The following is a 25,827-nucleotide window of genomic DNA, read 5'->3' on the forward strand; positions in this document are numbered from 1 at the left end:
GCACGACACCCTCCCGCTGGTGTCATCATGCCCCTGTAGCGGGCACATTCGAAACGTTCTATACGGGCCACGGCTGCGCCGCGCGGCATTCAGGGCGTCCAAATCGCCCCCCGCGCACCGTTCGATCCGGGCACTCCCGGGGCGGCGCGCGCCCGTCGGGCGCTTCACAGGCCGAACACCGTCGTGGCGCGGGTTATGCCTGCGCGTGTTCGATCAATTCGCAGCGAGGATACGACCAGCCGTGGCATCTCTCGACAGCTTCAAGGCCCGCCAGACGCTGAGCGCCGGGGGCAAGACCTACACCTATTACTCGATCCCCGAAGCCGAGAAGAACGGCCTCGCCTCCGCCACCGCCTTGCCCTTCTCCATGAAGGTGATCCTGGAGAACCTCCTGCGGTTCGAGGACGACCGCTCGGTCAAGAAGGCCGACGTGGCCGCCGCCGTGGGCTGGCTGGAGCAGAAGGGCAAGGCCGAGGTCGAGATCGCCTTCCGCCCGAGCCGCGTGCTGATGCAGGACTTCACCGGCGTGCCGGCGGTGGTCGACCTCGCCGCGATGCGCGACGCGATGGTGGCGCTCGGCGGCGACCCGCAGAAGATCAACCCGCTGGTGCCCGTGGACCTCGTGATCGACCACTCGGTCATCGTCGATGAGTTCGGCACCCCGAAGGCGCTGGGCGAGAACGTCGCCCTCGAATACGCCCGCAACGGCGAGCGCTACACCTTCCTGAAGTGGGGCCAGTCGGCCTTCGACAACTTCTCCGTCGTGCCCCCGGGCACCGGCATCTGCCACCAGGTGAACCTCGAATACCTGTCGCAGACCGTGTGGACGAAGAAGGAAGGCGCGGAAGAGATCGCTTATCCGGATTCCCTCGTCGGCACCGATTCGCACACCACGATGGTGAACGGCCTCGCCGTGCTCGGCTGGGGCGTCGGCGGCATCGAGGCCGAGGCGGCCATGCTCGGCCAGCCGCTCTCGATGCTGATCCCCGAGGTCGTCGGCTTCAAGCTGTCGGGCAAGCTGCCCGAGGGCACCACGGCCACCGACCTCGTGCTCACCGTCACGCAGATGCTGCGCAAGAAGGGCGTGGTCGGCAAGTTCGTGGAGTTCTACGGCCCCGGCCTCGACGACATGGCGGTCGCCGACCGGGCGACCATCTCCAACATGGCTCCGGAATACGGCGCCACCTGCGGCTTCTTCCCCATCGACCAGAAGACCATCGACTTCCTGAAGGTCACCGGCCGCGCCGACGGCCGGATCGCCCTCGTGGAGGCCTATGCCAAGGCGCAGGGCATGTGGCGCGACGCCCAGACCCCGGACCCGGTCTTCACCGACACCCTCGAACTCGACATGGGCACGGTGCAGCCCTCGCTTGCCGGCCCGAAGCGCCCGCAGGACCGAGTGCTGCTCACCGAAGCCAAGACCGGCTTCGCCGGCTCGATGCAGAGCGAGTTCAAGAAGGGCGGCGACATCTCCGGCCGCTTCCCCGTCGAGGGCACCAACTTCGACATCGGCCACGGTGACGTGGTGATCGCGGCGATCACCTCCTGCACCAACACCTCGAACCCGAGCGTGATGATCGGCGCCGGCCTGCTCGCCCGCAACGCGGTCGCCAAGGGCCTGCGCTCCAAGCCGTGGGTGAAGACCTCGCTGGCGCCCGGCTCGCAGGTCGTGGCCGAGTACCTCGAGAAGGCGGGCCTTCAGGACAGCCTGGATGCGCTCGGCTTCAACCTCGTCGGCTTCGGCTGCACCACCTGCATCGGCAATTCCGGCCCGCTGCCGGCGGCGGTCTCGAAGGCGATCAACGACAACGACGTCGTGGCCGCTGCGGTGCTCTCGGGCAACCGCAACTTCGAGGGCCGTGTGAACCCCGACGTGCGGGCGAACTACCTCGCCTCGCCGCCGCTGGTCGTCGCCTACGCGCTCGCCGGCTCGATGCAGATCGACCTGACCACGGAGCCGCTGGGCACGGGGTCGGACGGCCAGCCGGTCTACCTCAAGGACATCTGGCCCTCGGCCGCCGAGATCCAGAGCTTCATCGAGAAGACCATCTCGTCCGCGCTGTTCAAGAGCCGCTACGCCGACGTGTTCGGCGGCGACGACAACTGGAAGGGCGTCGAGGTGACGGAGGCCGAGACCTTCGCCTGGAACGGCGGCTCGACCTACGTGCAGAACCCGCCCTACTTCGTCGGCATGCAGAAGACCCCGGCGCCGGTCACGGACATCGAGGGTGCGCGCATCCTCGGCCTGTTCCTCGACTCGATCACGACGGACCACATCTCGCCCGCCGGCAACATCCGCGCGGCCTCGCCGGCCGGTGAGTACCTGCAGTCGCATCAGGTGCGTGTGCAGGACTTCAACCAGTACGGCACGCGCCGCGGCAACCACGAAGTCATGATGCGGGGCACCTTCGCCAACATCCGCATCAAGAACCAGATGGTCCGCGACCCGTCGGGCAACGTGGTCGAGGGCGGCTACACCCTCTACCAGCCCACCGGCGAGAAGATGTTCATCTACGACGCGGCGCAGAAGTACGCCGCCGAGGGCACGCCGCTCGTCGTCTTCGCCGGCAAGGAATACGGCACCGGCTCCTCGCGTGACTGGGCGGCGAAGGGCACCAAGCTGCTCGGCATCCGCGCCGTCATCGCCGAGAGCTTCGAGCGCATCCACCGCTCGAACCTCGTTGGGATGGGCGTCGTCCCCCTGGTCTTCCAGGGCGACACGAGCTGGGATTCGCTGGGCCTCAAGGGCGACGAGACCGTCACCATCAAGGGCCTGTCGGGCGAACTGAAGCCGCGCCAGACCCTGACCGCCGAGATCAAGTCGTCGGACGGCTCGGTGAAGGAGGTCCCGCTGACCTGCCGCATCGATACGCTCGACGAGCTCGAATACTTCCGCAACGGCGGCATCCTGCCTTACGTGCTGCGCTCGCTCGCGGCGTAAGGCACGATCCGATGTGACGAAGGGGGCGGTGCCGCTGGCGCCGCCCCTTTTTCGTGCCGTGACGGTACGGACAGATCAATCGCGCGCAAGCTTGTCGCCGTTCGGACGCGCCCCATGTTCTGGTCCCGCAGCCAGGACATGATTCATGACGTCTTTCGCGAGGACAACGCTTGCCGGTATCGCCGTCGCCGGGTTCTTTGGCCTGACGGCCATCGCCCAGGCCGCCCCGCCCGAGCGGTTGCGGGGCACGATCGAGTCGGTCGAGCCGAACGCCCTCACCCTGACGACCCGCGACGGCAAGACCGAGCGCGTGGCGCTGGCGGACGACGCCAAGGTGTCGTGGGTGATTCCGGCGAGCCTGGACCAGATCAAGGAAGGCACCTTCATCGGCACCGCCACCAAGGGCGAGAACCCGATGACCGCCCTCGAAGTGGTGCTGTTCCCCGAGGCCATGCGCGGCACCGGCGAGGGGCAATACCCCTGGGACGAGATCGCCGACACCACGGCCGCCGGCGGCGCCAAGGTGAAGAGCGCCATGACCAACGGCACCGTGAAGGCCGAGACCACGGGGAGCACCGCTCACCCGAAGGTCAAGAGCGCCATGACCAACGGCACGGTGAAGGCCGAGGCCGGCAAGGACGGCACCAAGACGCTCACCGTCAATTACGGCGGCCAGTCGAGCACGATCCTTGTGCCCCCGTCCGCGCCGGTCGTCACCTTCGAGCCCACCGGGCGAAACGCCTTCAGCAAGGGCGCGAAGGTGTTCGTGGTCGCCACCCGCGCCGACGGCAAACTCACCGCCACCCGCGTCGCCGTCGGCAAGGACGGCCTGACCCCGCCGATGTGACCCGTTCGGTCCCCCGAACCCCCGATCCCTTTCACCGGAGACCATTACCCATGACACTCGTTTCCCTTCGCCTCGCCGCCGCCGGCCTCGTCACCCTGGCCGGCATCTCCGGCGCTTCGGCCCTCGAGCGCGTGCGCGGCACCATCGACAAGGCCGATGCCAGCTCGGTCACGCTCAAGACCGAGTCCGGCGGCACCGAGACCATCGCGCTGACCGGCGCCAAGGTCGTGTCCGTGGTCCCGTCGAGCCTCGACCAAATCAAGGACGGCACGTTCATCGGCACCGCCACGAAGGGCGAGAACCCGATGACCGCCCTCGAAGTGGTGCTGTTCCCCGAGTCGATGCGCGGCACGGCCGAGGGCCATTACGGCTGGGACGCGATCACCGACCACACCGCCACGGGCGGCTCCAAGGTGAAGAGCGCGATGACCAACGGCACGGTGAAGGCCGAGACCTCCGGCGGCCCGAAGGTGAAGAGCGCGATGACCAACGGCACCGTGAAGGCGGACAAGCCGATGGCCGGCGGCGAGCGGACGCTCACGGTCACCTACGACAAGGATGGCTCGAAGCAGATCGTCGTCCCGTCCTCGGCCCCGATCGTGGCCTTCGAGCCGGCGGACAACAGCGTCCTCAAGCCGGGTGCGAAGGTGTTCGCGGTGGTCGACAAGGACGGCGGCAAGGCCAACGGCAAGCTCGTGGCGGTCGGCAAGGACGGCCTGACCCCACCCATGTAATCCGGCTGTTCACCCTCTCCCCGCACGCGGGGAGAGGGCCTTTCGACGGCTATTTCAGCGCGACCGTGTAATCGCCTTCGGTCTTGGCGCGGATGTCCTCCTCGCTGACGCCGTCGGCGAGTTCGATCAGGGTCATGCCGCCATCGCCCTTCTTGTCGATGGTGAAGACGCCGAGGTCGGTGATCACCAGATCGACCACATGCGTGCCGGTGAGCGGCAGGTCGCATTCCTTGAGGAGCTTCGCGCTCTCGGTGCCGTCCTTGTTCTTGGCGACGTGCTCCATCACCACGACGACCCGCTTGACGCCGGCCACGAGGTCCATGGCGCCGCCCATGCCCTTCACCATCTTGCCGGGGATCATCCAGTTGGCGAGGTCGCCGTTCTGGGCCACCTGCATGGCGCCGAGGATGGACAGGTTGATGTGCCCGCCCCGGATCATCCCGAAGGAATCGGAGGACGAGAAGTAGCTCGTCGTCGGCAGGGCGGTGATCGTCTGCTTGCCGGCGTTGATGAGGTCCGGGTCCTCCTCACCCTCGTAGGGGAAGGGGCCCATGCCGAGCATCCCGTTCTCGGATTGCAGCTGCACCGACATGCCCTCGGGGATGTAGTTCGATACCAGCGTCGGGATGCCGATGCCGAGGTTCACGTAGAAGCCGTCTTCCAGCTCCTTGGCGGCGCGCGCCGCCATCTGCTCGCGGGTCCAGGCCATGTGCGGTCTCCTCTCCCTCGATCAGTGCGTGCCGCCGCCGGCCGCGGCGGCCGGGGTCGCGTCGTTGCGCTTGCGGGTGGTGCGCTGCTCGATGCGCTTCTCGCCGGTGTTCACGGCGATGATCCGCTTCACGAAGATGCCGGGCGTGTGGATCGTGTCCGGGTCGATCTCGCCGGGCTGCACGAGGTTCTCGACCTGCGCGATCGTGACCTTGGCGGCGGTCGCCATCATCGGGTTGAAGTTGCGCGCGGTCATCCGGTAGCGGAGGTTGCCCTCGGTGTCGCCGGTATGGGCGTGGACCAGGGCGATGTCGGCGAACAGGCCGCGCTCCATCACATAATCCTCGCCGTCGAACTGGCGGGTCTCCTTGCCCTCGGCCACCTTGGTGCCGAAGCCGGTCTTGGTGAAGAAGGCCGGGATGCCGGCGCCCCCCGCGCGGATGCGCTCGGCCAGCGTGCCCTGCGGGTTGAACTCGATCTCGAGTTCGCCGCCGAGATACTGGCGGGCGAATTCCTTGTTCTCGCCGACGTAGGACGAGATCATCTTCGCGACCTGACGGGTTTCCAGGAGCTTGCCGAGGCCGACGCCGTCGATCCCTGCGTTGTTGGAGACGATGGTGAGGCCCTTCACGCCTGACGCCTGGACGGCGTCGATCAGCTCGTCGGGGATGCCGCACAGGCCGAAGCCGCCGCACATGATCATCATGTCGTCGCGCAGGAGACCGGCGAGCGCCTCCGTCGGACCCTTAAAGACCTTCCGCATCGAACCGTCCTTCCTCCCGTCGGCTTCTGCCGAGCCGTTAAGCATGATCCGGGCCTGCTCTTCCCCATTCCGGGCCCCGGGTCCAGTGCCCGGAGCGGCAGCGCGACCGATCCGTTACGCACGGGAATCACAGGTTCCTCAGGGGAGGGCGGGGCGCGGGCAGACAAAAGCCTTGGAAACCGTTAAGGGCTTGGACACTCGACGAGCCCTGCCGGGCCGCGCCGGCTCTCTCGCCGCGTCGCGGCGCGGCTCCTCCGGAGCCCGATGTCGCGCCGCCCGACCATCCTTCTCGCTATCGGCGCCCTCGCGGTCTCCGGGCTCGGCCTGCGTGATTGGCCGATGCGGACGGACCGGGCGGTCGCCTTCGCGGACCGGCCGCTCGCGGCCTACGGCCTGACCCTGACGGCCTCCGGCCCCGCCTCCTTCCGGCTGCTGCCGTTCCCCTCCGTGTCGCTCGGGGAGGTGCGCATCGCGGATGCGAGCGGGCCGACCCTGATCGACAACGCCCACCTCACCGCCGACATCGACCCGGTCGGCCTCGCCACCGGCCGCTCGCCCATCGGCGGGCTGCGCTTCGAGGGCGGGCGGCTCTCCGCCGAGCGGACCGCCTGGACGAGCCCGCTCACGCGCATCCGTGAAGGCGTCGGCATCGGGCAGCGCCCGCCCCGCATCACCGTCTCCGGGGCCGATGTCGGCGCGGGCGACGAGGTGCGCGGCCTCGACATCGACATCACGTGGCCGTTCTGGAGCGGCACCGTCGCGGCCACGGCCGGCCTGACATGGCGCGGCGTGCCGGCCCGGCTGTCGCTGTCGCGCCTGCGTCCGTCCGACCTGATCGACGGCCATGGCAGCCCGTTCGTCGCTGAGGCGACGTGGCCGGGCGGGGGGCTCAGCCTCGACGGCACGGCGCTCCTGCCCGCCGAGGCGGCGGGCTCGCCGTCCCTCTCCGGCCGCGCCCGATTCGAGACGACCTCCCTGCCCGAGACCCTGGCCTGGCTCGGCTGGGACGCGCCGCTCGCGCCGCTCACCAGCGCCTTCAGTCTAGAGGGGGCGTTCGAGGCGCAGGGCCGGGTGGTCTCCTGGCCGATCCTGCGGATCGGGACCGGCAGCACGGCGATGGAGGGGGCGGGCGCCTTCTCCCTCGGCAGCGGAGACGCGCCGCGCCTCTCGGTCCAGGCGACGCTCGCCGCGGACCGGCTCGACCTCGCGCCGCTGGCCGGCGCCCTGGTGAAGCTGTTCGCGGATGGCCGCGCCCCCGTGGCCCTCGCCCCCCTCAGCCGGGGCGACCTCGACCTGCGCATGTCGGCCTCCGAGGGGCAGGTCGGCCCGCTCGTCCTGGGTGACCTCGCCGCGAGCGTCCTCGTCCGTGACGCCGCCGTGGAGGTCGCGGTCAACCGCGCACGGCTGAAGGACGGGATCCTGAAGGGCCGGCTCACCCTGTCCCGGGGCGCCGATCCGGCCGAGACCGAGATGAAGGCCCAGGGCGGGCTCGATCAGGTCGATCTCGGCGGGCTGATGAGCGAATTCGGCGGCACCCGCTGGGTGACGGGGCCGCTCCAGGGGCAGTTCAGCCTGGAGAGCCACGGCAAGGACGTGGCGTCCCTCGTCGCCGGGATCGGCGGCAAGGCGAGCGTCTCCATCGAGGGTGGCGCGTTGTCCGGGCTCGACCTCTCTGACGTCATCCATCGCAACGGCGGACTCGCGCCGGGGGCGCTCGCCCGGCGGAACGGACGCACCGGCTTCGACAAGGCCATGATCGCCATGCGCTTCGCGGACGGGATCGGCGAGATCACCGAGGCGGATCTGCGCGGCGCGGGCGTCGCCGCGACCCTGCGGGGACAGGTCTCGCTGCCGGGCCAGCGCCTCGACATGATGGCGCTGCTGGCCCCCCGCCCGTCGCTCGACGGCGCCCGCACGGTGCGCATCGCCATCGCCGGGCCCTGGGACGCGCTGACCACCGAGGCGCAGCGTGGCGATGCGGAGGACCCGGCGGGGCAGACCTCCACCTTCGCGCGGATGCGGGGCATCCTGCAGGTGCCGGCGGCCTTGGGGCTGCCGGTCGATATCCGCGCCTACGCGCCTTAGCCGTCTGGCAGACGGGGCCGCCGACGGGTATGGGAGAGCCATGCGCCGCCTGCTCGTCGAGGACCCCGTTACCCGTGCCGGCCCCCTGGCCCGGCACCTCGCGGTCTTCTCGCTCCTCGCGACGGGAATCGCGCTTCTCGTCGTGCGCGATCCGCGCGCCGACGTGTCCGCCGCCCTCGTCGCCCTGGCGGCGGGGCTGTCCGTGGCGGTCCTGGCGATCCTGGCTGCGGCCTTCGCCTTCGTCCGCGTCTGGCGGGAGGGCGCGCGGGGGCTCGGCGCGGCCCTGGGCGGGCTGTTCCTCGCCATGCTCGTGCTGGCCTACCCGGCCTATGCGGGCCTGCGCGGGGTGCGGCTGCCCGCCCTGTCCGACATCTCCACCGACCCGGATTCGCCGCCGGCCTTCTCGCGCTCCCGCGTCGCCTTCGCCGCGCGGGACGGGCGCATCCCGCCCGAGCCGCCGCGTGCCGTGCGGGAGATCCAGCGCAAGGCCTATCCGCAGATCGCGCCGCTCACCCTCGACATCGACGCCGACCAAGCGTTCGAACTCGCCCGTCAGGCGGCCCTGAAGCGGAAGTGGCAGATCGTGGAGGCGATCCGCCCCGGCGGACGGATGGGGCAGGGGCGCATCGACGCCATCGCCCGCGGGCTCGTGCTCAACCTGCCCGACGACGTGACGGTGCGGGTGCGCCCCCGCGCCGACGGGGCGCGGATCGACGTGCGCTCAGCCTCCCGGCTCGGAAGCCGCGACTTCGGCGGCAACGCCGACCGCATCCGCGCCTATCTCGACGACGTGTCCAACCTCGCGCTCGCCACGAAATAGCGGCTGTGCAGGAGGGGCGGGCCCTCGCAGTCCACGAGCCCGCGCGACACCAGATCCTCCAGGTGAGCGAAGACCGAGAGCGCCGCCGCCCCGCGCAGGCGCGGATCGAGCCCCTGGTAGACCGCCGCCACGATGGCGGCGACGTGTTCATCCCCGGCGGCGAGGCGGGCGCGGATGCCGGCCTCGCGCTGGCGACGATGCCCGGCGAGGCCGCGCACGAAGCGGGCGGGCTCGCGCACCGGCCCGCCATGGCCGGGCCAGTAGACGGCCTCGCCCCGTCCGCGCAGCTTGTCGAGGGATTCCATGTAGGCGCGCATCTGCCCGTCCGGCGGCGCGACCACCGTGGTGGACCACGCCATGACGTGATCGCCCGAGAACAGCGCATCCGCCTCCGGGAAGGCGAAGGCGAGGTGGTTCATCGTGTGACCCGGGGTCTCGATCGCCGTCAGCGTCCAGCCCGGCCCGGTGACGGACTCGCCCTCGCGCAGTTCCCGGTCGGGGTGGTGCTCGCGGTCGGCGCTGGCGTCGAGGGCCGGGATCTCGCCCTCGCCCAACGGCCTCGCCGCGCGGTGTGGGCCGCAGCCGAGGATCGGCGCCCCCGTCGCGGCCTTGAGCCGCCGCGCGCCGGGTGAATGATCCTTATGCGTATGCGTGACGAGGATCGCCTCGACGGTCTCGCCCGACAGGTCGGCCAGCAGCCCTTCGAGATGGGCGGCCTCGTCGGGGCCGGGGTCGATCACCGCCACCCGGCCATGCCCGACGACGTAGGTGCAGGTGCCCGTGGCCGTGAACGGCCCGCGATTGCCCGCGACCCGCCGCCGGATCAGCGGCGCGACCGTGTCGAGGCGGCCCGGCTCCGGCATGGCCGGGTTCAGGGCGGGGGTGGTGTCGTCGCTCTCTGCCATGGCCCGCATCTAGCGCATTTCGCGCGGAGGCGGGACCGGCCGATCAGCGGCGGTAGGGCGAGGGCGTGACGACGCGGAGCGCCGGGGCTGCGGGCAGGGCGATGTCCCCCGCGCCGGCCACCTGCACGATGGGCGTGCGCTCGGCGGCGCGGAGCTGCTGGCGGAAGCTGCGGGCGGCGGCCTCGCGGCGGATCGTGCCGACCCGCGCCTCGATGGCCCGCATTTCGGCCCGGCCGATGGCGGCCCGGCGGTAGTCGCGCAACTCGACCCGGCCGGCCCGGACGCGGGTGACAACCTGCGCGCTCGTGCCCGTGGCGACGATGTCGCCGGGGCGCAGGGTCGTGTCGGCTTCGAGGGCGGCGTGGACCGCCTTGCCGAGGGGCTGGCACGAGCAATCCGTCACCCGCCGCTGCCGGTAGACGTTGGCAAGCGCCGAGGCGCGGTAGGGCATCCCGTTCGGGCCGACGGCGTGCTCCAGTTCCGCATCGCCGGCGGCGAGGGTGAAGACCTCCGTCGCCGCGTTCGGACAGGCGGCGGCACAGGCGCTCCGGTGCAGGGGCAGGTCGGACCTGTCGTGCAGGGCGCCCAGGGGGAACAGGTAGCCGTCGCAGCGGCGCACGCAGACCGTGGTGTCGCCGCTCCGGCCGGGCGACAGGGCCGCGACCTCAGTCCGCTTCACGGCGCGGCGGCGTTCTGCGGTCGCGTAGCGGAAGGATTCCGGGCGGGGTGTATGCACGACGCGCCTCGGGATGCGGTCGAGTCTGGGGCGGGGCAGGGCGTTGTAGCGGGTCGGCTGGGGCGGGGCGCGCAGTTCGGCCTGACGCGAGGCGCCGCCCCCGAACAGCATCTCGAAGAAGCCGGCGATTCCGTCCCGTTCCGAGGCCTGGACGAGGGTGCTGCCCACGGAGACCGAACCGAGGCCGAGGATCAGCCCGGCGAGAGCCGTGCCAAGCATTCGGCGACGGCTCCCGCCCGACGCGATGCCGGCGGCGAGCGCCGCGACGAGGCGACGTCCCCCCAAAAGCTGCAACACGATCGTCCCCCGGAGCGCGCGCTATCCCGCGATACGCGACTTAGGCGCGCAGGGCGCGGCCGGGCAACACCGGTAAACAACGGATGAAGAGCATTCCTCGCGAGATGTCCCAAAATCCGACGCAAATTCGCCGGGCGATGACTGATTTCAGTGGCGAGAGATTCGCAAAGACATTCTTTGCGGCACGAGGTCGGGGCTCAGTTGCGGACCCGACGCGGGTCGCGCACGCGGACGGGAATCGGCTGGAGCACGGGCGGCGGCCCGAGGCCACGCACGATGCTGTCCACGAAGTCGGCCATCGCCTTGCCGAGGCCGGACAGGCGGGTCTTCACCGCGCCCAATCCGGAGGCGCGCGCCTTGCGTGCAGTCGTGAACCCGAATTCCGGCATCGCTCACCTCGCGAAGGCGTCCTTGACCCTCTGACGAACGCCGTCCGGTGCCGACTGTTCCTCATCGGGTCATGCACGAAACGTTGCGACACAATGGCTCCGAGCATTGGAACCGTAGCTGAAACTTGGCGTTTTCAAGGCAATGACAGCACGGACGTTCGGACGTGCCGCAGCTTTAGAAGGATCTTCGAGATGCTTGGTTGGGCCGTCACTTTCCTCGTTGTCGCCCTCGTGGCCGCTCTGCTCGGGTTCGGCGGTATTGCCGGCACCGCGATGGAAGCTGCCAAGCTGGTGTTCTTCGTCGCGATCGTTCTCTTCGCGATCTCGGCCGTCGTCGGCCTGATGCGCGGCCGTTCGCCGACACTGTAACGACGGGTCGCCACGGCGATCATACGGAAAGGGCCGCTCCATCGGAGCGGCCCTTTTCGTTTTTGAACCGACAAACGAGGATAAAGATCAGCCGGGCTCGCGATCGTTGGCATCGAGGCGGGCGATCAGGTCGGCGAACCGATCCGGCACGGGCTGGCTTGCGACGGAATCGTACATCGAACGCAATTGGAGCGCGATGCGGTCGCGGATCTGCGGCGAGAGCGTCGCCGCCCTGCGCGATTCCCGCTCGCCGCCCTGATCCTGGGGGTCGTCGTTTTCCGGTCTCTCGGTCAACATGTCACCTTCAACCGTCTCGCCACTGGCTCGGGCAACGGACATCTCGCTTCGGAGATCCTCTCCAGATCTCTCGACCGTCATCCAAGCGCCCCTTGCTGCATGCTCTCACAAGGCCACATTGTGCTGCGGCTCGAGTTGCGTCATGGCTTCGGCGGCAACGTCCGCTCCGCAGTTCGGTTCCGCTTTGTGCGGAACGGAGCCGCGGTCCCCGCGTTGGGCGGGAGGCCAAGGATCTAAATAGCCACGGTCCGGGCACCTTTCCGACCCAGTGCGGTGGGACGGGGTCTGCGATCAAAGGCGAGGCACAGGTAGAACGAATGTCGACATCGCAACTCGTGGTGCAGCATCTGCCGTACCTGCGCCGCTATGCGCGTGCGCTGACAGGCAGCCAGGTGGCGGGTGATGCCTACGTGGCGGCGACCCTGGAGACCTTGGTCAATGAGCCTGATACGCTCGGGCGCAGCACCAACATCAAGGCGGACCTGTTCCGCGTCTTTACCCGGATCTGGAACTCGCTCTCGGTGAACGGCCGCAGCGAGCAGGTGCAGCACGACCTCCCGGCGGAAGTCCGCCTCGGCCAGATCACGCCGCTCCCCCGGCAGGCCTTCCTCCTCTCCTGCCTCGAAGGCTTCTCGGAAGAGGATGCCGCGACGATCCTGGGCGTGGACGTCGCCGAGGTCCGCGACCTCGTGGACGAGGCCGGGCGCGAGCTCGCCGCCGACATGGCGACCGGCATCCTCATCATCGAGGACGAGCCGCTCATCGCGATGGATCTCGAGGCGCTGGTCGAGGGCCTGGGCCATAACGTGATCGGCGTCGCCCGTACTCGCACCGAGGCGGTGAAGATCGCCAACAGCGAGAACCGTCCGGGCCTCATCCTGGCGGACATCCAGCTGGCGGACGGCTCGTCGGGCCTCGACGCGGTGAACGACCTGCTGAAGACCTTCGAGGTGCCGGTGATCTTCATCACCGCCTATCCCGAGCGGTTCCTCACCGGCGAGCGTCCCGAGCCGGCCTTCCTCATCGCCAAGCCGTTCCAGCCGGCCAACGTGTCGGCGGTGATCAGCCAGGCACTGTTCTTCCAGCAGACCGCCCGCCGCCGCGAGGCCAAGTCGGCCTGATCCACCCGAACCTCTCTCGTTCGGCAAGAGCCCCGGCCCCGGCCGGGGCTTTTTCGTGTCCGGACATAAAGAAACGGGCCGGAGCACGCTCCAGCCCGTCAAAGAGGTTCCGGCCGATGCACAAGGGGAATGCGGGGAGGACCAAGTGGCCGGGTGAGGACAAAACGGCGCCACGGCACCCCGGTTCCGCGCTTTTTAATTTGCGACGTGATTTTTACGTCACACGGCGGGGCTGTGGATAACGGGGGTGCGACTCCGCACGCCGTCCCCGGCGCAGCGCGAATACTGACACGTTAAAGAAGCATGACAGTGGAGGAACCGCATAACGCAGTCGGCGTTATCAGAACATCCTGTCAAGCTCCTCGTGAGGTCACGGTGATGCGGCGGTCTGGTGTCATTCTCGGGATCGGTGCCCCGGCGGCTCTGCTCACCGTGCTCGCGCAGCCGGTCGTCCGCGAGACGGCCGACCATTTCTCCCCGTCACTCCCGGTGGTGGCCCCGGCCGCGCCGATGGTCCTGCCAGGGATGCGTCCCGCCTCCCTCGCCCTGAGCCCCACCCGCGTCGCGGGGATCGACAAGGGCATTCGCGGCCCCGTGGCGAGCGAGATCCAGATCCCCACAGGCCCGATGCCCGCCAAGCCCTTCCGCCGCTTCCAGCGCGAAGGCTGCGAGGCTCCGCTCAGCTCCCTCGTCGGCCCCGAAGCCCGGCGGATGGTTCCCGGCCGCTGCATCTCCTGACGTCATCCCGCTCCGACAAAAAACAGCCCCGCTTCGAGCGGGGCTTTTTTGTTACCTGAAGGATGACGGCACATATGAAAACGGCGCCGCTCCAGGGGACGCGGCGCCGTACGCAACTCACGCTTCACACATCACTCGCCGCGACCGGTCCCCGTGGACTGGCCACCCTTACGGCCGGCGGTCGAGGCCAGCTCGCGGTCCTGCGAGAACGAGCGCTTCTCGGCCGGCACGGAGCGGCCGCCCTTGCTCGCGATTTCGCGCTGACGCTCGATATCCATGGAGGCAAAGCCTCGCTTCGAGGTCGAGTTTCCGGATGCCATCAGTTCCTCCTCAGGCTTCACTGCACTCGGCAACAACCTTCAGCAATAACCAAGGTTCCTGCTAGGCCTGCGAGCTAGGCCGGAAACCGCACCTGAGCTTGGCAGCAACCGCCGCGCTTGCGAAAACGTTGGCGACTACATCGCGGTCCACGTGCATTGGCCGTTTTGTTGCAGCGCAGGATTTCAGCGGATGACCAATCGCAACATGGTGAACGAGGGCGCGAAGTCGGTCGCCCCGAACGAGGCGCCCCTTCCGGCCATGCCGGCGCCCGAGGATGCGGCCCGTCCGACGACCCACGAGGACCCGGTCGACTCGCCCCAGCCGAACGCCAGCGCCAAGCGCGCCGCCCCCGATGGGCAGAAGCAGGGTCTCGTCACCAAGCGCTGAGGGTGATCAGGCGGCTTCCTGCCGCTGGCGAATGCGGATGAGCACGAGGATCAGGCCGGCGATGGCCAGGATCGTCGCCACCCCCGCCACTGTCAGGATACGCGCGATCAGCGGCGTATAGACGCCCTTCGCCGCGTCGTAGCCGTAGCAGAGCAGGGCGAGGCGGTCGGAGAGGGTGCCGACCTGTCCCTCGCCCGCTTCGGTGAGGGCGAGGCGCAGGTCCTTCCCGTCGAGGGCGAGGGGCGAGAGGACGCGGGCGAGCCGTCCGTCGCTCGTCAGGAGCAGCGCGGCAGCGGGGTGCGCGAAGCTGTCGCTGGCCTCGTCGTAGGCGTAGCGGTAGCCGAGATCGCCGGTGAGCCGGGTGATGCCGGCCGCATCCGCGACGAGGGTCACGGGCCGCGCCGGCCGGTCGCCCCAGATCGCGGCGATCCTCTCCCTGGCCGTGGCCGCGTCGTCCTTCGGGTCGATGCCCACGAGGACGAGGCGCCGGTCCTTCGGATCGAGCCCGGTCTTGGCGAGGGCGTCCCCCGACAGGCCGATCATCGGATCGCAGACATTGCCGCAGGTGTAATCCACCGGCAGGAGCAGGGCCGGGTGGCCGTCGAGCACGGCGCCGAGCCGCGTCGTCTCGCCGGTCAGCGCGTCGGTGACGGGAAGGTCGAGGGGCGCCCGCGCGCCGGGCGCGGGGGCCAACGCCACCCGGTCGAGCTCGGCGCGGGCGAGGCGAGCCTCGGCGAACCCGCCGGGCGCCAATGCGAACAGGGCGGCGAGAGCCAGCAACCGCACGGGACTGGACAAAGACCGGACAAGCCGCATGGATGAACGCGCCGGGCGAGGAGACGTCGTCCGATCGTCTTCCCGGTCGCGGAGCATCGCATGACCCTCGACACCGAGGTAACGTCCCTCCGCCAGGTCCCGCTGTTCCGGGAGGTGGAGCCGGCGCGTCTCAAGCTCCTCGCCTTCACCAGCGAGCGGGTGCATTTCGAACCCGGCCAACGCTTCTTCGCGCGGGGCGACGTGTCGGACGCTGCCTACGTCATCCTGGAGGGCAGCGCGGAGGTCAGCATCGACGGCCCGGCGGGGCCGGTGCGCCTCGCACTCCTGGGCGCCGACGCGCTGGTCGGCGAGATGGGCATCCTGGCGGACCAGCCGCGCTCCGCGACGATTACGGCCGAGACCGCCGTCACGGCCCTGCGCATCGACCGGGGCGTGTTCCTCGAATTGCTGGCGCAGTTCCCCCAGATCAGCATCGCGCTGATGCGGGTCCTGGCGACGCGCCTCGAACAGACGAACCAGGCGCTCGCGGAAAGCCGGGGCTGATCCGTCCGCCCCGCGCCTCATGATGTCGGATAGGTGATGAATTCGAGGAGCGATCCGTCGGGATCGCGGAAATAGACGCTCTGCCCGGCCCCCGCCGCGCCGTGGCGCTCCACGGGGCCGAGCTCCACCGGCACGCCCGCCGCCTCGAGATGGGCCATGGCTTCCTCGACGCTGCCGGACCAGCGGAAGCACAGGTCGCTGTTGCCGGGCAGGACCGGTTGGGCCGCCACCGGCTCCGGCGTCACCCCCGGCCCGTGGCAATTCAGCTGCACGCCGCCGAACCGGTAGGCGAAGCCGGGGCCGCGCGCGATCACCTCGGCGCCGACCACGTCCCGGTAGAAGGCGTTCGAGCGCTCCCAATCGCTGACATGGATGACGCAATGGTCGAGATGGATCGCCGGGCGGAGATCCACGACCGGGGCCTCGACGGTCTCGCTCGGTTGCGTCTGCGTCTCGGGCATGGGGGGCTCCTACCGGCCCGGATGATCTAGGGCGCCGGATGCGGCGCAAAAGCTACATCGGCGCGGACGTGATCGGGCTAGGCAGACAAATCACGATTGCAAAGGCACCTCATGGCCGCGCCACGCCCGAACAACCGCCGCCGCATCAGGACGGTTTGTCTCGCGTTGACGGCCATCCTGTCCCTCGGTGCCTGCCAGACCCGTCAGGCGCAGCTGGCGCAGGACGACGATTCGGCGTGGTACATCGGTGCGAAGGCCGACAAGCCGTTCGACATTCCCCTGGTCGATACCGGCCGCCTCGATCCGAAGTACCGGCGCCAGACCGTCGCCTATACCGGCCTGGAGGCCCCCGGCACGATCGTCGTGGACATCGACCAGCGGCAGCTCTTCCTTGTGCAGGAGGGCGGTACGGCGCTCCGCTACGGCGTCGGCGTGGGCAAGGCGGGCTTCTCGTGGAAGGGTGAGGCGCGGGTCGGCCGCAAGGGCGTTTGGCCGGATTGGAGCCCGACCCCCACCATGGTCTCCCTGCATCCCGACCTGCCGCGCACCCGCAAGGGCGGGCTCGACAACCCCCTCGGGGCGCGGGCGCTGTATCTCTACCAGGGTAACCGCGACATCCTGTTCCGCATCCACGGTACCAACGAGCCGTGGAGCATCGGCGAGCAGATGTCCTCCGGCTGCGTGCGCATGCTCAACGAGGATGTGGCCGACTTGTACGAGCACGTGCCGGTCGGAGCCCGCGTGATCGTCAAGCGCGGCGGCCGTCCGCGCGCCTGACCGCGTTAGCTCGACGGCGTGGCGTCGGCCGCCTTGCGGACGGGGCCGCGCACCACGTCGGCCTGCGAGCCGTCGCTGCCCAGCACCGTCGCCGCCGTCAGACCCCCGCGCCGCCCATCGTCCGCGTTCGGCGGGCCGATGACATGCGCGGCGGCGACCATGAGGGCGAGCGCCGCGGCGAAACCATAAGCGAGGGTGCTGAAGGTGCGCATGTGGCGTCAACCGGGAGGCCCCGCGCCCGTTCCACGGCTCGGGCGAGCTTGGCCGTCTTAAGTCAACGTTTTACCAAATCCGCCACAAACCTCCGGCAGGGATCGTCGCCTCGCGTGACATCCTGACAGGACATTGTGGATCTGGACCCTCTGATGCGGAGATTCGTTCTCGCTCTCGCCCTCCTCGGCTGCACCCCCTGCCTCGCCGAGCCCCTGACCGGCCCCGCCACCGTGGTGGACGGCGATACGCTCGATCTGCACGGCACCCGCGTCCATCTCTACGGCATCGACGCCCCCGAGGCGGGGCAAGTCTGCGAGAATGCCGCCGGCCGCTCCTACCCCTGCGGGCACGAGGCCACCCGGCTCCTGCGCAAGCGCATCGGGGAGGGGCCCGTCACCTGCGAGCCGCACAAGCCCGATGCCAAGGGTCGCCTCACGGCGACCTGCAAGGCCGGCGGTGACGACCTCTCGGCCTGGCTCGTGAGCCAGGGCTACGCGCTGGCGAGCCGCGCGGTCACTCCCGCCTATGTCCGGTACGAGGCCCATGCCTGGGCGACCCGGAAGGGGATCTGGGCCGGCACCTTCGAGCCTCCGGCCGATTGGCGCCACGACCACCGCCGCCGGGAAGCCACCGCCGATCCCGCGATGCGCTGAGGGTCCTACGGGAGCCAGCCCAAGACCACGGCGAGGCCGAGGAGGACGACGCCGGCGCCCATGAGGAGGAGCGCCGCTCGCCGCGCCTCGTCCGACCGCCGGGGCGCGCCCTCGTTCACCGGAGCAGTCCGGCCAGCATCGCGGTGAGTCCGAAGCAGAACGAGACCAGGGCGGCCGCGAGCAGGGCCCGGTTGATCATCCTGTTGCGGGTGCTGTCGAAATCGTCCTGAAGCATCGCCCGACCCTCCCAGCCGCGACAGTGGCGGGGGCATGTTTCCGGCCTATGTCGCCCCCGCGCTCACATCTCCAGCGAGGGCGGAAGCGCCGCGCGGATGCGGCTCACGAAGGTCTGCACGGAGCGCGGCAGGCGCCGCCCGCGCATCGACTGGATCTGGATCCGCCGCGACAGGGGCATGCGCGAGCGAATCGGCAGGCTGACGATCTCGTTCAGCCGCAGGGGCGTCTGCACCGGCAGGGCCGACATCAGCGCGAGTCCCCGCGAGCGGCGCACGAAGGGCAGCAGCGCCGAGAGCACGTTGGCCGTCAGCACCGGCTCCACCACGATCCCCTCCGCTTGGCAGGCGGCGTCGAAGACGAGCCGCACCGTGGTGTCCCGCGTCGGCAGGGCGAGGGGATAGTTCGGCATGTCCGACAGCGCGAGTTCCGGCGCCCCCGCGAGGGGATGGTCCGGGGCGGCCAGCGCGATCATCTCCACCGTACCGTCATAGAGCACGTCCACCCCCTCGGCCGGGGACATGGCGAAGGTGATGGCGATGTCCGAATCACCCTGCGCCACGAGTTGCGTCGCCTGGGCCGGGGGCAGCATCGACACCTCGAACCGGATGCCCGGATAATCCGCGTGGAACTCGGCGATGACGGTGGGGATGATGTCGAGGGCGAAGCCTTCCGAACATGAGACCCGGATCCGCCCCCTGGCGAGCCCTTCGATCTCGCGGATCTCCATCACGACCTGATCGGCCCGCACCAGCACTTGGTGAGCGTGGCGGGCGAGCAATTCCCCCGCCGGGCTGAGCGCCATGCCGCGCGGCAGCCGCTCGAACAGCACACAGTCGAGTTCCGCTTCGAGGTTGGCGATCTGGCGGCTGATCGCGGAGGCCGCGACGTTGAGTTGCGACGACGCGGCGGTGATGGATCCGGTGCGCGCGACCGTCAGGAAGTAGCGCAGGCTCGTGGTCTGCATCCGGCCTCCCTTGCCGATTCGGCATGGCATCCATCGCCAAATTCTACTTGTTGCGATGGTTCCTGCACAACATGCTGGCAAGGTGAAAAAACGGGCATGGGCAGACAGCCCATCCGAGTTGTGGAGCAGAACGGAATGCCGCCACGCACTCTCGCCGCCGCTTTGCTTGCCAGCTTGCTCGCCGGTCCCGCGCTCGCAGGAAAAGCGAACGACACGTTAGTCTACGCGTCCGACTCAGAGCCCGAGAACGTCAGCCCTTACCATAACAGCGCACGGGAAGGTGTCATCCTCGCCCGCAACTGTTGGGATACGCTGGTCTACCGCAACACCAAGACCGGTGCCTACGAGCCGATGCTGGCGACCAGTTGGAAATGGGTCGACGATACGACCCTCGACTTGGTGATCCGTGAAGGCGTTACCTTCCACAACGGCGATGCCCTTGGCCCGGAAGACGTCGCCTTCACCTTCAACTACGTCCTGACCCCCGAGGCGCGCACCGTGACGCGCCAGAACGTCGACTGGATGAAGTCGACCGAGGTCACCGGCCCGCATTCGGTGCGGATTCACTTGAAACAACCGTTCCCGGCGGCGCTGGAATACCTCGCCGGCCCGACGCCGATCTTCCCGGCGGCCTATTTCAAGAAGGTCGGGCTCGACGGTTTCGCCAAGGCGCCGGTCGGCAGCGGCCCCTACAAGATCGTGTCCGTGGACAGCGGTCGCGGCGTGAAGATGGAGCGCTTCGCGCAATACTGGGCCGGCAGCCCCCTCGGGACGCCGAAGATCGGCAAGCTCGAATTCCGCGTCATCCCCGACGGCGAGAGCCGGGTGGCCGAATTGATGACCGGCGGCGTCGATTGGATCTGGCGGGTGCCGAGCGATCAGGCCGACCAGCTCCGGGCCGCGCCCAACATCACCATCCTGAACTCCGAGACGATGCGGGTCGGCTTCCTCCAGTTCGACACCCTCGGCCGGGCGAAGGAGAACTCCCCCCTCAAGGATGTCCGCGTCCGGCAGGCGATCTCCTACGCCATCGACCGGAAGGCGATGGTCGACAACCTCGTCCGTGGCTCGTCGCGGGTGATGAACGCCCTCTGCTTCATCGATCAGTTCGGCTGCGTCGATCAGGGCGTGATGCGCTATCCCTACGACCCGGCGAAGGCCAAGGCCCTGCTGAAGGAAGCCGGCTACCCGAACGGGTTCGAGATCGATCTCGGCGCCTACCGGGAGCGGGACTACGCCGAGGCGGTGATCGGCTATCTCGGCGCGGTCGGCATCAAGGCGCGGCTCAACTACCTGCGCTACGCCGCCTTCCGCGACACCCTGCGCTCCGGCAAGGTCTCCATCGGCTACCAGACCTGGGGCTCGTTCTCGGTGAACGACGTCTCGGCCTTTGCGGGCGTCTACTTCCGGGGCGGCGAGGAGGATCTGACCAAGGATCCCGTCGTGATCGCCGACCTTCAGGCCGGCGACAGCTCGACCGATCCGGAGAAGCGCAAGGAGGCCTACGCCAAGGCCCTCGGGCGAATCGCCTCGCAGGCCTACGCCCTGCCGATGTTCTCCTACTCCACCAACTACGCCTTCACCTCGGACCTGACCTTCACCGCCCAGCCCGACGAGGTGCCGCGCTTCTACGCGGCGTCGTGGAAGTAGCGGGGCGACCGCCATGCTCGCCTTTACGATCCGGCGCATCCTCGTCGCCTTCGCCGTTGCCTTCACCGTCGCGGTGGCGAGCTTCCTGCTCCTGCATCTCTCGGGCGACCTCGCCACCTCCATCGCCGGCCCCGACGCCTCGGGGCCGCAGATCGAGCAGATCCGCCGGGATTACGGCCTCGACCAGCCGTTGCTGACGCAGTTCCTGGCCTGGGGCTGGAAGGCCCTGCACCTCGATTTCGGCAACTCGTTCTACTTCCGCGAACGGGTGATCGACCTGCTCGCCGCGCGGCTCCCCATCACGCTCTATCTCGGCGTCATCGCGCTGGCCGTGGCGCTGCTGGTGGCGATTCCCCTCGGCGTGCTGGCGGCGGTGCGGCGCGACACCTGGATCGACCGGCTCGCCCTGTCGGTCTCGGTGCTGGGGCAGGCGATGCCGAGCTTCTGGTTCGGCCTGACGCTGATCCTGATCTTTTCCGTGAACCTGCGCTGGCTGCCGGTCTCGGGCAACGCGACCTGGAAGCACTTCGTGCTGCCGGCGGTGGCGCTCGGCTATTACGCAATGCCGGCGGTGATGCGGCTCACCCGCAACGGCATGCTGGAAGTCCTGTCCTCGGACTTCGTCCGCACCGCCCGCGCCAAGGGCCTGCCGCCGCGCAAGATCCTCATCCGGCACGCCCTGCGCAACGCGGTGATCCCGGTGATCGCCCTGGCGGCGGTGCAGTTCGGCTTCATGCTCGGCGGCTCCATCGTGATCGAGGCGGTGTTCTCCCTCCAGGGCCTCGGGCAGCTGGCCTGGGAATCCATCGCCCGCAACGACTTCCCCGTGGTCCAGGCCATCGTGCTGGTGCTGGCGATGATCTACATCGCCCTGACGCTGGCGGCCGACCTGCTGAACGCCTTCCTCGATCCGAGGCTTCGCCAGTGATGACCCTGCCCACCGACCGGGCGGCCCTCGCCGCCACCCTCCCGCCGGACACGGACAGCCCCGTCGCCGCCGTGATCCCCACCGCCGCGCGCTCCCCCGGCGCCATTGTCCTCGGCCGGTTCATGCGCCACGGCGGATGCCTGATCGGCGGCGGGCTCCTCGGGCTCATCATGCTGGCGGCGCTGGCCGCGCCCCTCGTCGCCCCGCACGACCCCTACGCGCAGGACGTGTCCCGCCGCCTGATCCCGCCGATCTGGCAGGCCAAGGGCACGTGGGATCACATCCTCGGCACGGACAAGCTCGGGCGCGATTACCTCAGCCGCCTCCTCTACGGCGCCCAGATCTCCCTGCTCATCGGCGTGTCGGCGGCGCTGATCTCGGGGGCGATCGGCACCTTCCTCGGGGTCTGCGCCGGCTATTTCGGCGGCCGGGTCGATGCGGCGGTGAGCTATATCGTGACCACCCGCCTCGCCCTGCCGGTGGTGCTGGTGGCGCTGGCCATGGCCTCCCTCGTCGGCGGCTCGCTGAAGGTGGTGGTGCTGGTGCTGGGCTTCCTGCTCTGGGACCGCTTCGCCGTCGTCGCCCGCGCGGCGACGCAGCAGATCCGCAACCAGGATTTTATCAGCGCCGCCCGCGCCTCGGGCCTCACCAACCTGCGGATCGTCCTGCAGGAGATCCTGCCGAACATCGCCAACGCGCTCATCGTGGTGGCGACCCTGGAGATGGCCCACGCCATCCTGCTGGAGGCCGCCCTGTCCTTCCTCGGCCTCGGCGTGCAGCCGCCGCTGCCCTCGTGGGGGCTGATGATCGCGGAGGGCAAGCAGTACATGTTCTTCCAGCCCTGGGTGATCACCATCCCCGGCGTGGCGCTGCTGGTCCTCGTGCTCGCCATCAACCTGCTGGGCGACGGGCTGCGCGACGTCACCGCCCCCGAAGGCCGCAACTGACGGGTCTTTTTCCCCGCATTCTCACCCGAGAACACCGATGACGCGCGACGACGCCATTACCCGAGCCACCGCCCATTTCGATGCGGGTGGCTTCCTCGCCCTCCTGCGCGAGGCGGTGTCCATCCCGACCGAGAGCCAGCGCCCGGACCAGCCCGGCCAGCTCGACGCCTACCTCGAGGATTTCATCACCCCGCTGATCGCGAAGCTGAGCTTCCAGGACACGACGATCCTGCCGAACCCGAACGGCACGAACGGGCCGTTCCTGATCGCCAGCCGCCACGAGGGCGACGACCTGCCGACCGTCCTCGTCTATGGCCACGGCGACACGGTGCGCAGCTACCCCGAGCAGTGGCGCGACGGGCTCGACCCCTGGCAAGTGACCGTCGAGGGCGACCGCTGGTACGGGCGCGGCACGGCCGACAACAAGGGCCAGCACATCCTGAACCTCGTCGCCCTCGGGCAAGTGATGGAGGCGCGGGGCGGCCGGCTCGGCTTCAACACGAAGCTCATCATCGAGATGGGGGAGGAGCTGGGCTCGCCGGGCCTTCGCCCGTTCTGCCGGGAGCAGGCGCAGGCGCTGAAGGCCGACGTGCTGATCGCCTCGGACGGGCCGCGCCTCAACGCCGAGCGGCCGACGCTCTTCCTCGGCTCGCGCGGCGCCTACAACTTCGAACTGTCGGTGAACCTGCGCGAGGGCGGCCACCATTCGGGGAACTGGGGCGGCCTCCTGCGCAACCCCGGCACAGTGCTCGCCAGCGCCATCGCCTCGATGGTCGATGCGCGCGGCACCATCCTCGTGGAGGGCCTGCGCCCGCCGCCGATCCCGGAGGGCGTGCGCGCGGCGCTCGCCGACATCCGCGTCGGTGAGGATCCCAACGCCCCCAAGATCGACGAGGATTGGGGCGAGCCGGGCCTCAGCCCCGCCGAGCGGGTGTTCGGCTGGAACGCCCTCGAAGTCCTGGCCTTCCGCACGGGCGATCCCGACGGGCCGGTCAACGCCGTGCCGCCCCACGCCATGGCGGTGATGCAGCTGCGCTTCGTCGTCGGCACCGAATGGAAGACGCTGATCGAGACCGTGCGCGCCCATCTCGACGCGAACGGCTTCCCGATGGTCGGCGTGCGCCCCGCCCGCGCGGCGGAGGTGTTCCAGGCGACGCGCCTTCCGGTGGAAGACCCCTGGGTCGGCTGGGCGCTCGGCTCCATCGAGGCGACCACCGGGAAGAACCCGGCGCTGCTGCCGAACCTCGGCGGCTCGCTGCCGAACGACGCCTTCTCCGAAATCCTCGGCCTGCCCACCCTGTGGGTGCCCCATTCCTACCCCGCCTGCCAGCAGCACGCCCCGGACGAGCACCTGCTCGGCTCGGAATCGCGCGAGGCCATGGCCATCATGGCGGGCCTGTTCTGGGATCTCGGCGAGGATGGCCCCGCCGTCCTGCGCCGCCGCGCCGGAGGAGCCTGAACCATGTCCGAGCCCGTCAGCCCGGTCGTCCGCATCCGCGATCTCACCATCGCCCTGCCGAAGGGCGCCGACCGCCCTCACGCGGTCGAGGGGCTGAACCTCGATCTGGAGGCGGGCAAGATCCTCTGCGTCGTGGGGGAATCGGGCTCGGGCAAGTCGATGAGCGCCTACGCGCTCACCGGCCTCCTGCCCCGGTCGCTCAAGCCCACCTCCGGCACCATCACTTTCGAGGGGCGGGACCTCCTCGGCCTCGGCGAGGCGGACTGGCGCGACCTGCGCGGGCGCCGGGTGGCGATGATCTTCCAGGAGCCGATGACGGCGCTGAACCCTGTGATGCGCATCGGCGACCAGATCGCCGAGATGTACGAGGCGCACAACCTGTTCACCCGGGCGGAGCGTCGGGAGAAGGTGGTGGCGCTCGCCACCGAGGTCGGCCTGCCGAACCCGGCCGAGATCGTCCGCGCCTATCCGCACCAACTTTCCGGCGGCCAGCGGCAGCGGGCGATGATCGCCATGGCGCTCGCCCTCGAACCCTCGGTGCTGGTCGCCGACGAGCCGACCACCGCCCTCGACGTGACCACGCAGGCGCAGATCCTGAAGCTGATCCGCGAATTGCAGCGGCGGCGGGGGATGAGCGTGATGTTCATCACCCACGATTTCGGCGTGGTGGCCGACATTGCCGATCAGGTCGCCGTGCTCCAGCGGGGCAAGCTGGTCGAGTTCGGCCCGGCGGCCGAGGTGCTGCACAACCCGCAGGCGCCCTACACGAAGAAGCTCCTGGCGGCGGTGCCGACCCTCAACCCGCCCAAGCGCGAGCCCCTCGACGGGGCGCCCGTCGCCCTCTCGGTCAGCGGCCTGAAGAAGACCTACTTCACCAAGGCCAGCTGGTTCGGGCCGCCCCGCGTGGTGAACGCGGCCAACGCGGTCACCTTCGACGTGCGGCGCGGGGAGACCCTGGGCCTCGTCGGCGAGTCGGGCTCCGGCAAGTCCACCACCGCGCGGCTCGCCATCCGCCTGATCGAGCCGGACGGCGGCACGATCCGCGTCGGCGACCTCGATTATTCGGCCCTGAAGCCCGCGCAGCTGCGCGAGGAGCGCCGCCGGATCCAGATGATCTTCCAGGATCCCTTCGCCTCCCTCAACCCGCGCCGCACGGTGGGGCAGATCATCACCGCCGGGCCCATCGCCCACGGCGTGCCGCGCAAGCAGGCGCGGGCCAAGGCCGAGGAACTCCTCGCCCTCGTCGGCCTCGACCCCAAGGCCTACGACCGCTACCCGAACGCCTTCTCCGGCGGCCAGCGCCAGCGCGTCGGCATCGCCCGGGCGCTGGCCATGGAGCCCGACGTGCTCGTGGCCGACGAGGCGGTCTCGGCTTTGGACGTCTCGGTCCAAGCGCAGGTCCTCGACCTGCTGGAGGACCTGAAGAAGCGTCTCTCGCTCGCCATGCTGTTCATCACCCACGATCTGCGGGTGGCGGCCACGATCTGCGACCGGATCGCGGTGATGCATCGCGGGCAGGTGGTGGAGATGCGGCCCACCGCCGAACTCTTCGCCGCACCCGCGCACGAATACACCCGCAACCTGCTGGCGGCGGTGCCGGGGGGGCAGGCGGCGGAGTAGCGGCCGTTACGGCTCGGAAACCTTTCCAAGCGAAGAGAGGGCGGCGGGCTGGTGTAGCGGCCCGCGCAGTCGCGTTCCCGACTCAGACCGTGCCGTCGCTCCAAGGCCCGCCACGGTTCGGGCTCTGGAAGCGGCCCGGT

The 25,827-nt window shown here is 69.6% G+C and carries 28 protein-coding genes; 17 read left to right on the forward strand and 11 right to left on the reverse strand.

Going from position 1 to position 25,827, the window contains the following annotated elements; translation table 11 throughout:
* Positions 1-241: 241 nt before the first annotated feature.
* The 3 genes from acnA (at position 242) to MKK52_RS10645 (ending at position 4,522) form a co-directional block, all read left to right on the forward strand.
* On the forward strand, positions 242-2,941 hold the full coding sequence (acnA, locus tag MKK52_RS10635) for an aconitate hydratase AcnA (RefSeq protein ID WP_243953747.1): 2,700 nt from the start codon (positions 242-244) through the stop codon (positions 2,939-2,941).
* A gap of 145 nt (positions 2,942-3,086) precedes the next feature.
* Positions 3,087-3,788, forward strand: a complete 702-nt coding sequence (locus MKK52_RS10640) for a metal ABC transporter permease (RefSeq protein ID WP_243953748.1) — start codon at positions 3,087-3,089, stop codon at positions 3,786-3,788.
* A 50-nt stretch (positions 3,789-3,838) separates the two neighbouring features.
* On the forward strand, positions 3,839-4,522 hold the full coding sequence (locus MKK52_RS10645) for a metal ABC transporter permease (RefSeq protein ID WP_243953749.1): 684 nt from the start codon (positions 3,839-3,841) through the stop codon (positions 4,520-4,522).
* Positions 4,523-4,571: 49 nt separating this feature from the next.
* Here MKK52_RS10645 and MKK52_RS10650 read toward each other — a convergent pair whose 3' ends face one another.
* Both MKK52_RS10650 and MKK52_RS10655 read right to left on the reverse strand, forming a co-directional pair.
* Complete coding sequence (locus MKK52_RS10650; RefSeq protein WP_243953750.1) at positions 4,572-5,231, reverse strand: 3-oxoacid CoA-transferase subunit B; 660 nt, start codon at positions 5,229-5,231, stop codon at positions 4,572-4,574.
* Positions 5,232-5,252: 21 nt separating this feature from the next.
* Positions 5,253-5,993 (reverse strand): CoA transferase subunit A, encoded by a 741-nt coding sequence (locus MKK52_RS10655; protein WP_243953751.1) that lies wholly within the window; start codon positions 5,991-5,993, stop codon positions 5,253-5,255.
* A 264-nt stretch (positions 5,994-6,257) separates the two neighbouring features.
* Between MKK52_RS10655 and MKK52_RS10660 the strand changes: the two genes are divergently transcribed.
* Both MKK52_RS10660 and MKK52_RS10665 read left to right on the forward strand, forming a co-directional pair.
* A complete protein-coding gene (locus MKK52_RS10660) occupies positions 6,258-8,078 on the forward strand; it encodes an AsmA-like C-terminal region-containing protein (protein ID WP_243953752.1) in 1,821 nt (606 codons plus the stop codon).
* Positions 8,079-8,118: 40 nt separating this feature from the next.
* Positions 8,119-8,898, forward strand: a complete 780-nt coding sequence (locus MKK52_RS10665; RefSeq protein ID WP_243953753.1) for a DUF1499 domain-containing protein — start codon at positions 8,119-8,121, stop codon at positions 8,896-8,898.
* Here the strand turns inward: MKK52_RS10665 and MKK52_RS10670 are convergent.
* The 3 genes from MKK52_RS10670 to MKK52_RS10680 all read right to left on the reverse strand — a co-directional run bounded on the left by MKK52_RS10670 (position 8,856) and on the right by MKK52_RS10680 (position 11,225).
* On the reverse strand, positions 8,856-9,761 hold the full coding sequence (locus MKK52_RS10670) for an MBL fold metallo-hydrolase (RefSeq protein WP_409564653.1): 906 nt from the start codon (positions 9,759-9,761) through the stop codon (positions 8,856-8,858). The two genes, MKK52_RS10665 and MKK52_RS10670, sit on opposite strands and share 43 nt — an antisense overlap.
* An 85-nt stretch (positions 9,762-9,846) precedes the next feature.
* Positions 9,847-10,758, reverse strand: a complete 912-nt coding sequence (locus tag MKK52_RS10675; RefSeq protein ID WP_243953755.1) for a DUF2865 domain-containing protein — start codon at positions 10,756-10,758, stop codon at positions 9,847-9,849.
* 275 nt (positions 10,759-11,033) lie between these two features.
* Positions 11,034-11,225 carry a hypothetical protein gene (locus tag MKK52_RS10680; RefSeq protein ID WP_243953756.1) on the reverse strand — a complete coding sequence of 64 codons (192 nt, stop codon included), beginning with the start codon at positions 11,223-11,225 and terminating at the stop codon, positions 11,034-11,036.
* Positions 11,226-11,417: 192 nt separating this feature from the next.
* On the opposite strand from MKK52_RS10680, the gene MKK52_RS10685 reads away from it, so the two are divergent.
* Entirely contained in the window at positions 11,418-11,594 is a 177-nt protein-coding gene (locus MKK52_RS10685; protein ID WP_007568853.1) for a DUF1328 domain-containing protein, read from the forward strand.
* Positions 11,595-11,681: 87 nt separating this feature from the next.
* Here MKK52_RS10685 and MKK52_RS27115 read toward each other — a convergent pair whose 3' ends face one another.
* Positions 11,682-11,972, reverse strand: coding sequence for a NepR family anti-sigma factor (locus MKK52_RS27115; protein ID WP_313898746.1), 291 nt, complete (start codon positions 11,970-11,972; stop codon positions 11,682-11,684).
* A 236-nt stretch (positions 11,973-12,208) separates the two neighbouring features.
* On the opposite strand from MKK52_RS27115, the gene MKK52_RS10695 reads away from it, so the two are divergent.
* Both MKK52_RS10695 and MKK52_RS10700 read left to right on the forward strand, forming a co-directional pair.
* Positions 12,209-13,012: a response regulator gene (locus tag MKK52_RS10695; RefSeq protein ID WP_243953757.1), complete on the forward strand. Its 804-nt coding sequence runs from the start codon at positions 12,209-12,211 to the stop codon at positions 13,010-13,012.
* A 378-nt stretch (positions 13,013-13,390) separates the two neighbouring features.
* Positions 13,391-13,750 (forward strand): hypothetical protein, encoded by a 360-nt coding sequence (locus MKK52_RS10700; RefSeq protein ID WP_243953758.1) that lies wholly within the window; start codon positions 13,391-13,393, stop codon positions 13,748-13,750.
* A 131-nt stretch (positions 13,751-13,881) separates the two neighbouring features.
* Here the strand turns inward: MKK52_RS10700 and MKK52_RS10705 are convergent, their stop codons facing one another.
* On the reverse strand, positions 13,882-14,070 hold the full coding sequence (locus tag MKK52_RS10705) for a general stress protein (RefSeq protein WP_243953759.1): 189 nt from the start codon (positions 14,068-14,070) through the stop codon (positions 13,882-13,884).
* A gap of 190 nt (positions 14,071-14,260) precedes the next feature.
* Between MKK52_RS10705 and MKK52_RS10710 the strand changes: the two genes are divergently transcribed.
* On the forward strand, positions 14,261-14,458 hold the full coding sequence (locus MKK52_RS10710) for a hypothetical protein (protein WP_243953760.1): 198 nt from the start codon (positions 14,261-14,263) through the stop codon (positions 14,456-14,458).
* Between the two features lie 6 nt (positions 14,459-14,464).
* Here the strand turns inward: MKK52_RS10710 and MKK52_RS10715 are convergent, their stop codons facing one another.
* On the reverse strand, positions 14,465-15,244 hold the full coding sequence (locus MKK52_RS10715) for an electron transporter (protein ID WP_243953761.1): 780 nt from the start codon (positions 15,242-15,244) through the stop codon (positions 14,465-14,467).
* Between the two features lie 90 nt (positions 15,245-15,334).
* On the opposite strand from MKK52_RS10715, the gene MKK52_RS10720 reads away from it, so the two are divergent.
* Complete coding sequence (locus MKK52_RS10720; RefSeq protein WP_243953762.1) at positions 15,335-15,778, forward strand: cyclic nucleotide-binding domain-containing protein; 444 nt, start codon at positions 15,335-15,337, stop codon at positions 15,776-15,778.
* Between the two features lie 17 nt (positions 15,779-15,795).
* Here the strand turns inward: MKK52_RS10720 and MKK52_RS10725 are convergent, their stop codons facing one another.
* The gene (locus MKK52_RS10725; protein ID WP_243953763.1) at positions 15,796-16,239 is read right to left on the reverse strand and encodes a VOC family protein; all 444 of its coding nucleotides are present in this window, start codon (positions 16,237-16,239) and stop codon (positions 15,796-15,798) included.
* Positions 16,240-16,350: 111 nt separating this feature from the next.
* On the opposite strand from MKK52_RS10725, the gene MKK52_RS10730 reads away from it, so the two are divergent.
* Positions 16,351-17,016, forward strand: coding sequence for a L,D-transpeptidase (locus MKK52_RS10730; RefSeq protein ID WP_243953764.1), 666 nt, complete (start codon positions 16,351-16,353; stop codon positions 17,014-17,016).
* 5 nt (positions 17,017-17,021) lie between these two features.
* Here the strand turns inward: MKK52_RS10730 and MKK52_RS10735 are convergent, their stop codons facing one another.
* Positions 17,022-17,228 (reverse strand): hypothetical protein, encoded by a 207-nt coding sequence (locus tag MKK52_RS10735; RefSeq protein ID WP_243953765.1) that lies wholly within the window; start codon positions 17,226-17,228, stop codon positions 17,022-17,024.
* A 153-nt stretch (positions 17,229-17,381) separates the two neighbouring features.
* On the opposite strand from MKK52_RS10735, the gene MKK52_RS10740 reads away from it, so the two are divergent.
* Positions 17,382-17,882, forward strand: coding sequence for a thermonuclease family protein (locus tag MKK52_RS10740; RefSeq protein ID WP_243953766.1), 501 nt, complete (start codon positions 17,382-17,384; stop codon positions 17,880-17,882).
* Between the two features lie 298 nt (positions 17,883-18,180).
* Here MKK52_RS10740 and MKK52_RS10745 read toward each other — a convergent pair whose 3' ends face one another.
* Positions 18,181-19,083 carry a LysR family transcriptional regulator gene (locus MKK52_RS10745; RefSeq protein ID WP_243953767.1) on the reverse strand — a complete coding sequence of 301 codons (903 nt, stop codon included), beginning with the start codon at positions 19,081-19,083 and terminating at the stop codon, positions 18,181-18,183.
* A gap of 135 nt (positions 19,084-19,218) precedes the next feature.
* Here MKK52_RS10745 and MKK52_RS10750 point away from each other — a divergent pair, with 135 nt between their 5' ends.
* From MKK52_RS10750 to MKK52_RS10770, 5 genes are read left to right on the forward strand one after another with little or no spacing between them, the layout of a single operon-like run.
* Positions 19,219-20,733, forward strand: a complete 1,515-nt coding sequence (locus MKK52_RS10750) for an ABC transporter substrate-binding protein (RefSeq protein WP_243953768.1) — start codon at positions 19,219-19,221, stop codon at positions 20,731-20,733.
* Between the two features lie 13 nt (positions 20,734-20,746).
* Positions 20,747-21,661 (forward strand): ABC transporter permease, encoded by a 915-nt coding sequence (locus tag MKK52_RS10755; RefSeq protein WP_243953769.1) that lies wholly within the window; start codon positions 20,747-20,749, stop codon positions 21,659-21,661.
* Entirely contained in the window at positions 21,661-22,608 is a 948-nt protein-coding gene (locus MKK52_RS10760; protein WP_243953770.1) for an ABC transporter permease, read from the forward strand. The genes MKK52_RS10755 and MKK52_RS10760 overlap by 1 nt, the downstream gene beginning before the upstream one ends.
* Before the next feature lie 37 nt (positions 22,609-22,645).
* On the forward strand, positions 22,646-24,067 hold the full coding sequence (locus MKK52_RS10765) for a M20 family metallopeptidase (RefSeq protein WP_243953771.1): 1,422 nt from the start codon (positions 22,646-22,648) through the stop codon (positions 24,065-24,067).
* Between the two features lie 3 nt (positions 24,068-24,070).
* Positions 24,071-25,687, forward strand: a complete 1,617-nt coding sequence (locus MKK52_RS10770; protein WP_243953772.1) for an ABC transporter ATP-binding protein — start codon at positions 24,071-24,073, stop codon at positions 25,685-25,687.
* Positions 25,688-25,827: the final 140 nt, after the last annotated feature.

The sequence above is a fragment of the Methylobacterium sp. J-067 genome (assembly GCF_022829465.1).
In the GTDB taxonomy this organism is placed as follows: domain Bacteria; phylum Pseudomonadota; class Alphaproteobacteria; order Rhizobiales; family Beijerinckiaceae; genus Methylobacterium; species Methylobacterium litchii.

Excerpts from the sequence above, each read along its gene's own strand:
- MKK52_RS10640 (WP_243953748.1), top strand. The coding sequence starts at position 3,087 with ATGACGTCTTTCGCGAGGACAACGCTTGCCGGTATCGCCGTCGCCGGG.
- MKK52_RS10645 (WP_243953749.1), top strand. The coding sequence starts at position 3,839 with ATGACACTCGTTTCCCTTCGCCTCGCCGCCGCCGGCCTCGTCACCCTG.
- MKK52_RS10650 (WP_243953750.1), bottom strand. The coding sequence starts at position 5,231 with ATGGCCTGGACCCGCGAGCAGATGGCGGCGCGCGCCGCCAAGGAGCTG.
- MKK52_RS10655 (WP_243953751.1), bottom strand. The coding sequence starts at position 5,993 with ATGCGGAAGGTCTTTAAGGGTCCGACGGAGGCGCTCGCCGGTCTCCTG.
- MKK52_RS10660 (WP_243953752.1), top strand. The coding sequence starts at position 6,258 with ATGTCGCGCCGCCCGACCATCCTTCTCGCTATCGGCGCCCTCGCGGTC.
- MKK52_RS10665 (WP_243953753.1), top strand. The coding sequence starts at position 8,119 with ATGCGCCGCCTGCTCGTCGAGGACCCCGTTACCCGTGCCGGCCCCCTG.
- MKK52_RS10670 (WP_409564653.1), bottom strand. The coding sequence starts at position 9,761 with ATGCCGGAGCCGGGCCGCCTCGACACGGTCGCGCCGCTGATCCGGCGG.
- MKK52_RS10675 (WP_243953755.1), bottom strand. The coding sequence starts at position 10,758 with ATGCTTGGCACGGCTCTCGCCGGGCTGATCCTCGGCCTCGGTTCGGTC.
- MKK52_RS10680 (WP_243953756.1), bottom strand. The coding sequence starts at position 11,225 with ATGCCGGAATTCGGGTTCACGACTGCACGCAAGGCGCGCGCCTCCGGA.
- MKK52_RS10685 (WP_007568853.1), top strand. The coding sequence starts at position 11,418 with ATGCTTGGTTGGGCCGTCACTTTCCTCGTTGTCGCCCTCGTGGCCGCT.
- MKK52_RS27115 (WP_313898746.1), bottom strand. The coding sequence starts at position 11,972 with ATGACGGTCGAGAGATCTGGAGAGGATCTCCGAAGCGAGATGTCCGTT.
- MKK52_RS10695 (WP_243953757.1), top strand. The coding sequence starts at position 12,209 with ATGTCGACATCGCAACTCGTGGTGCAGCATCTGCCGTACCTGCGCCGC.
- MKK52_RS10700 (WP_243953758.1), top strand. The coding sequence starts at position 13,391 with ATGCGGCGGTCTGGTGTCATTCTCGGGATCGGTGCCCCGGCGGCTCTG.
- MKK52_RS10705 (WP_243953759.1), bottom strand. The coding sequence starts at position 14,070 with ATGGCATCCGGAAACTCGACCTCGAAGCGAGGCTTTGCCTCCATGGAT.
- MKK52_RS10710 (WP_243953760.1), top strand. The coding sequence starts at position 14,261 with ATGACCAATCGCAACATGGTGAACGAGGGCGCGAAGTCGGTCGCCCCG.
- MKK52_RS10720 (WP_243953762.1), top strand. The coding sequence starts at position 15,335 with ATGACCCTCGACACCGAGGTAACGTCCCTCCGCCAGGTCCCGCTGTTC.
- MKK52_RS10725 (WP_243953763.1), bottom strand. The coding sequence starts at position 16,239 with ATGCCCGAGACGCAGACGCAACCGAGCGAGACCGTCGAGGCCCCGGTC.
- MKK52_RS10730 (WP_243953764.1), top strand. The coding sequence starts at position 16,351 with ATGGCCGCGCCACGCCCGAACAACCGCCGCCGCATCAGGACGGTTTGT.
- MKK52_RS10735 (WP_243953765.1), bottom strand. The coding sequence starts at position 17,228 with ATGCGCACCTTCAGCACCCTCGCTTATGGTTTCGCCGCGGCGCTCGCC.
- MKK52_RS10740 (WP_243953766.1), top strand. The coding sequence starts at position 17,382 with ATGCGGAGATTCGTTCTCGCTCTCGCCCTCCTCGGCTGCACCCCCTGC.
- MKK52_RS10745 (WP_243953767.1), bottom strand. The coding sequence starts at position 19,083 with ATGCAGACCACGAGCCTGCGCTACTTCCTGACGGTCGCGCGCACCGGA.
- MKK52_RS10750 (WP_243953768.1), top strand. The coding sequence starts at position 19,219 with ATGCCGCCACGCACTCTCGCCGCCGCTTTGCTTGCCAGCTTGCTCGCC.
- MKK52_RS10755 (WP_243953769.1), top strand. The coding sequence starts at position 20,747 with ATGCTCGCCTTTACGATCCGGCGCATCCTCGTCGCCTTCGCCGTTGCC.
- MKK52_RS10760 (WP_243953770.1), top strand. The coding sequence starts at position 21,661 with ATGACCCTGCCCACCGACCGGGCGGCCCTCGCCGCCACCCTCCCGCCG.
- MKK52_RS10765 (WP_243953771.1), top strand. The coding sequence starts at position 22,646 with ATGACGCGCGACGACGCCATTACCCGAGCCACCGCCCATTTCGATGCG.
- MKK52_RS10770 (WP_243953772.1), top strand. The coding sequence starts at position 24,071 with ATGTCCGAGCCCGTCAGCCCGGTCGTCCGCATCCGCGATCTCACCATC.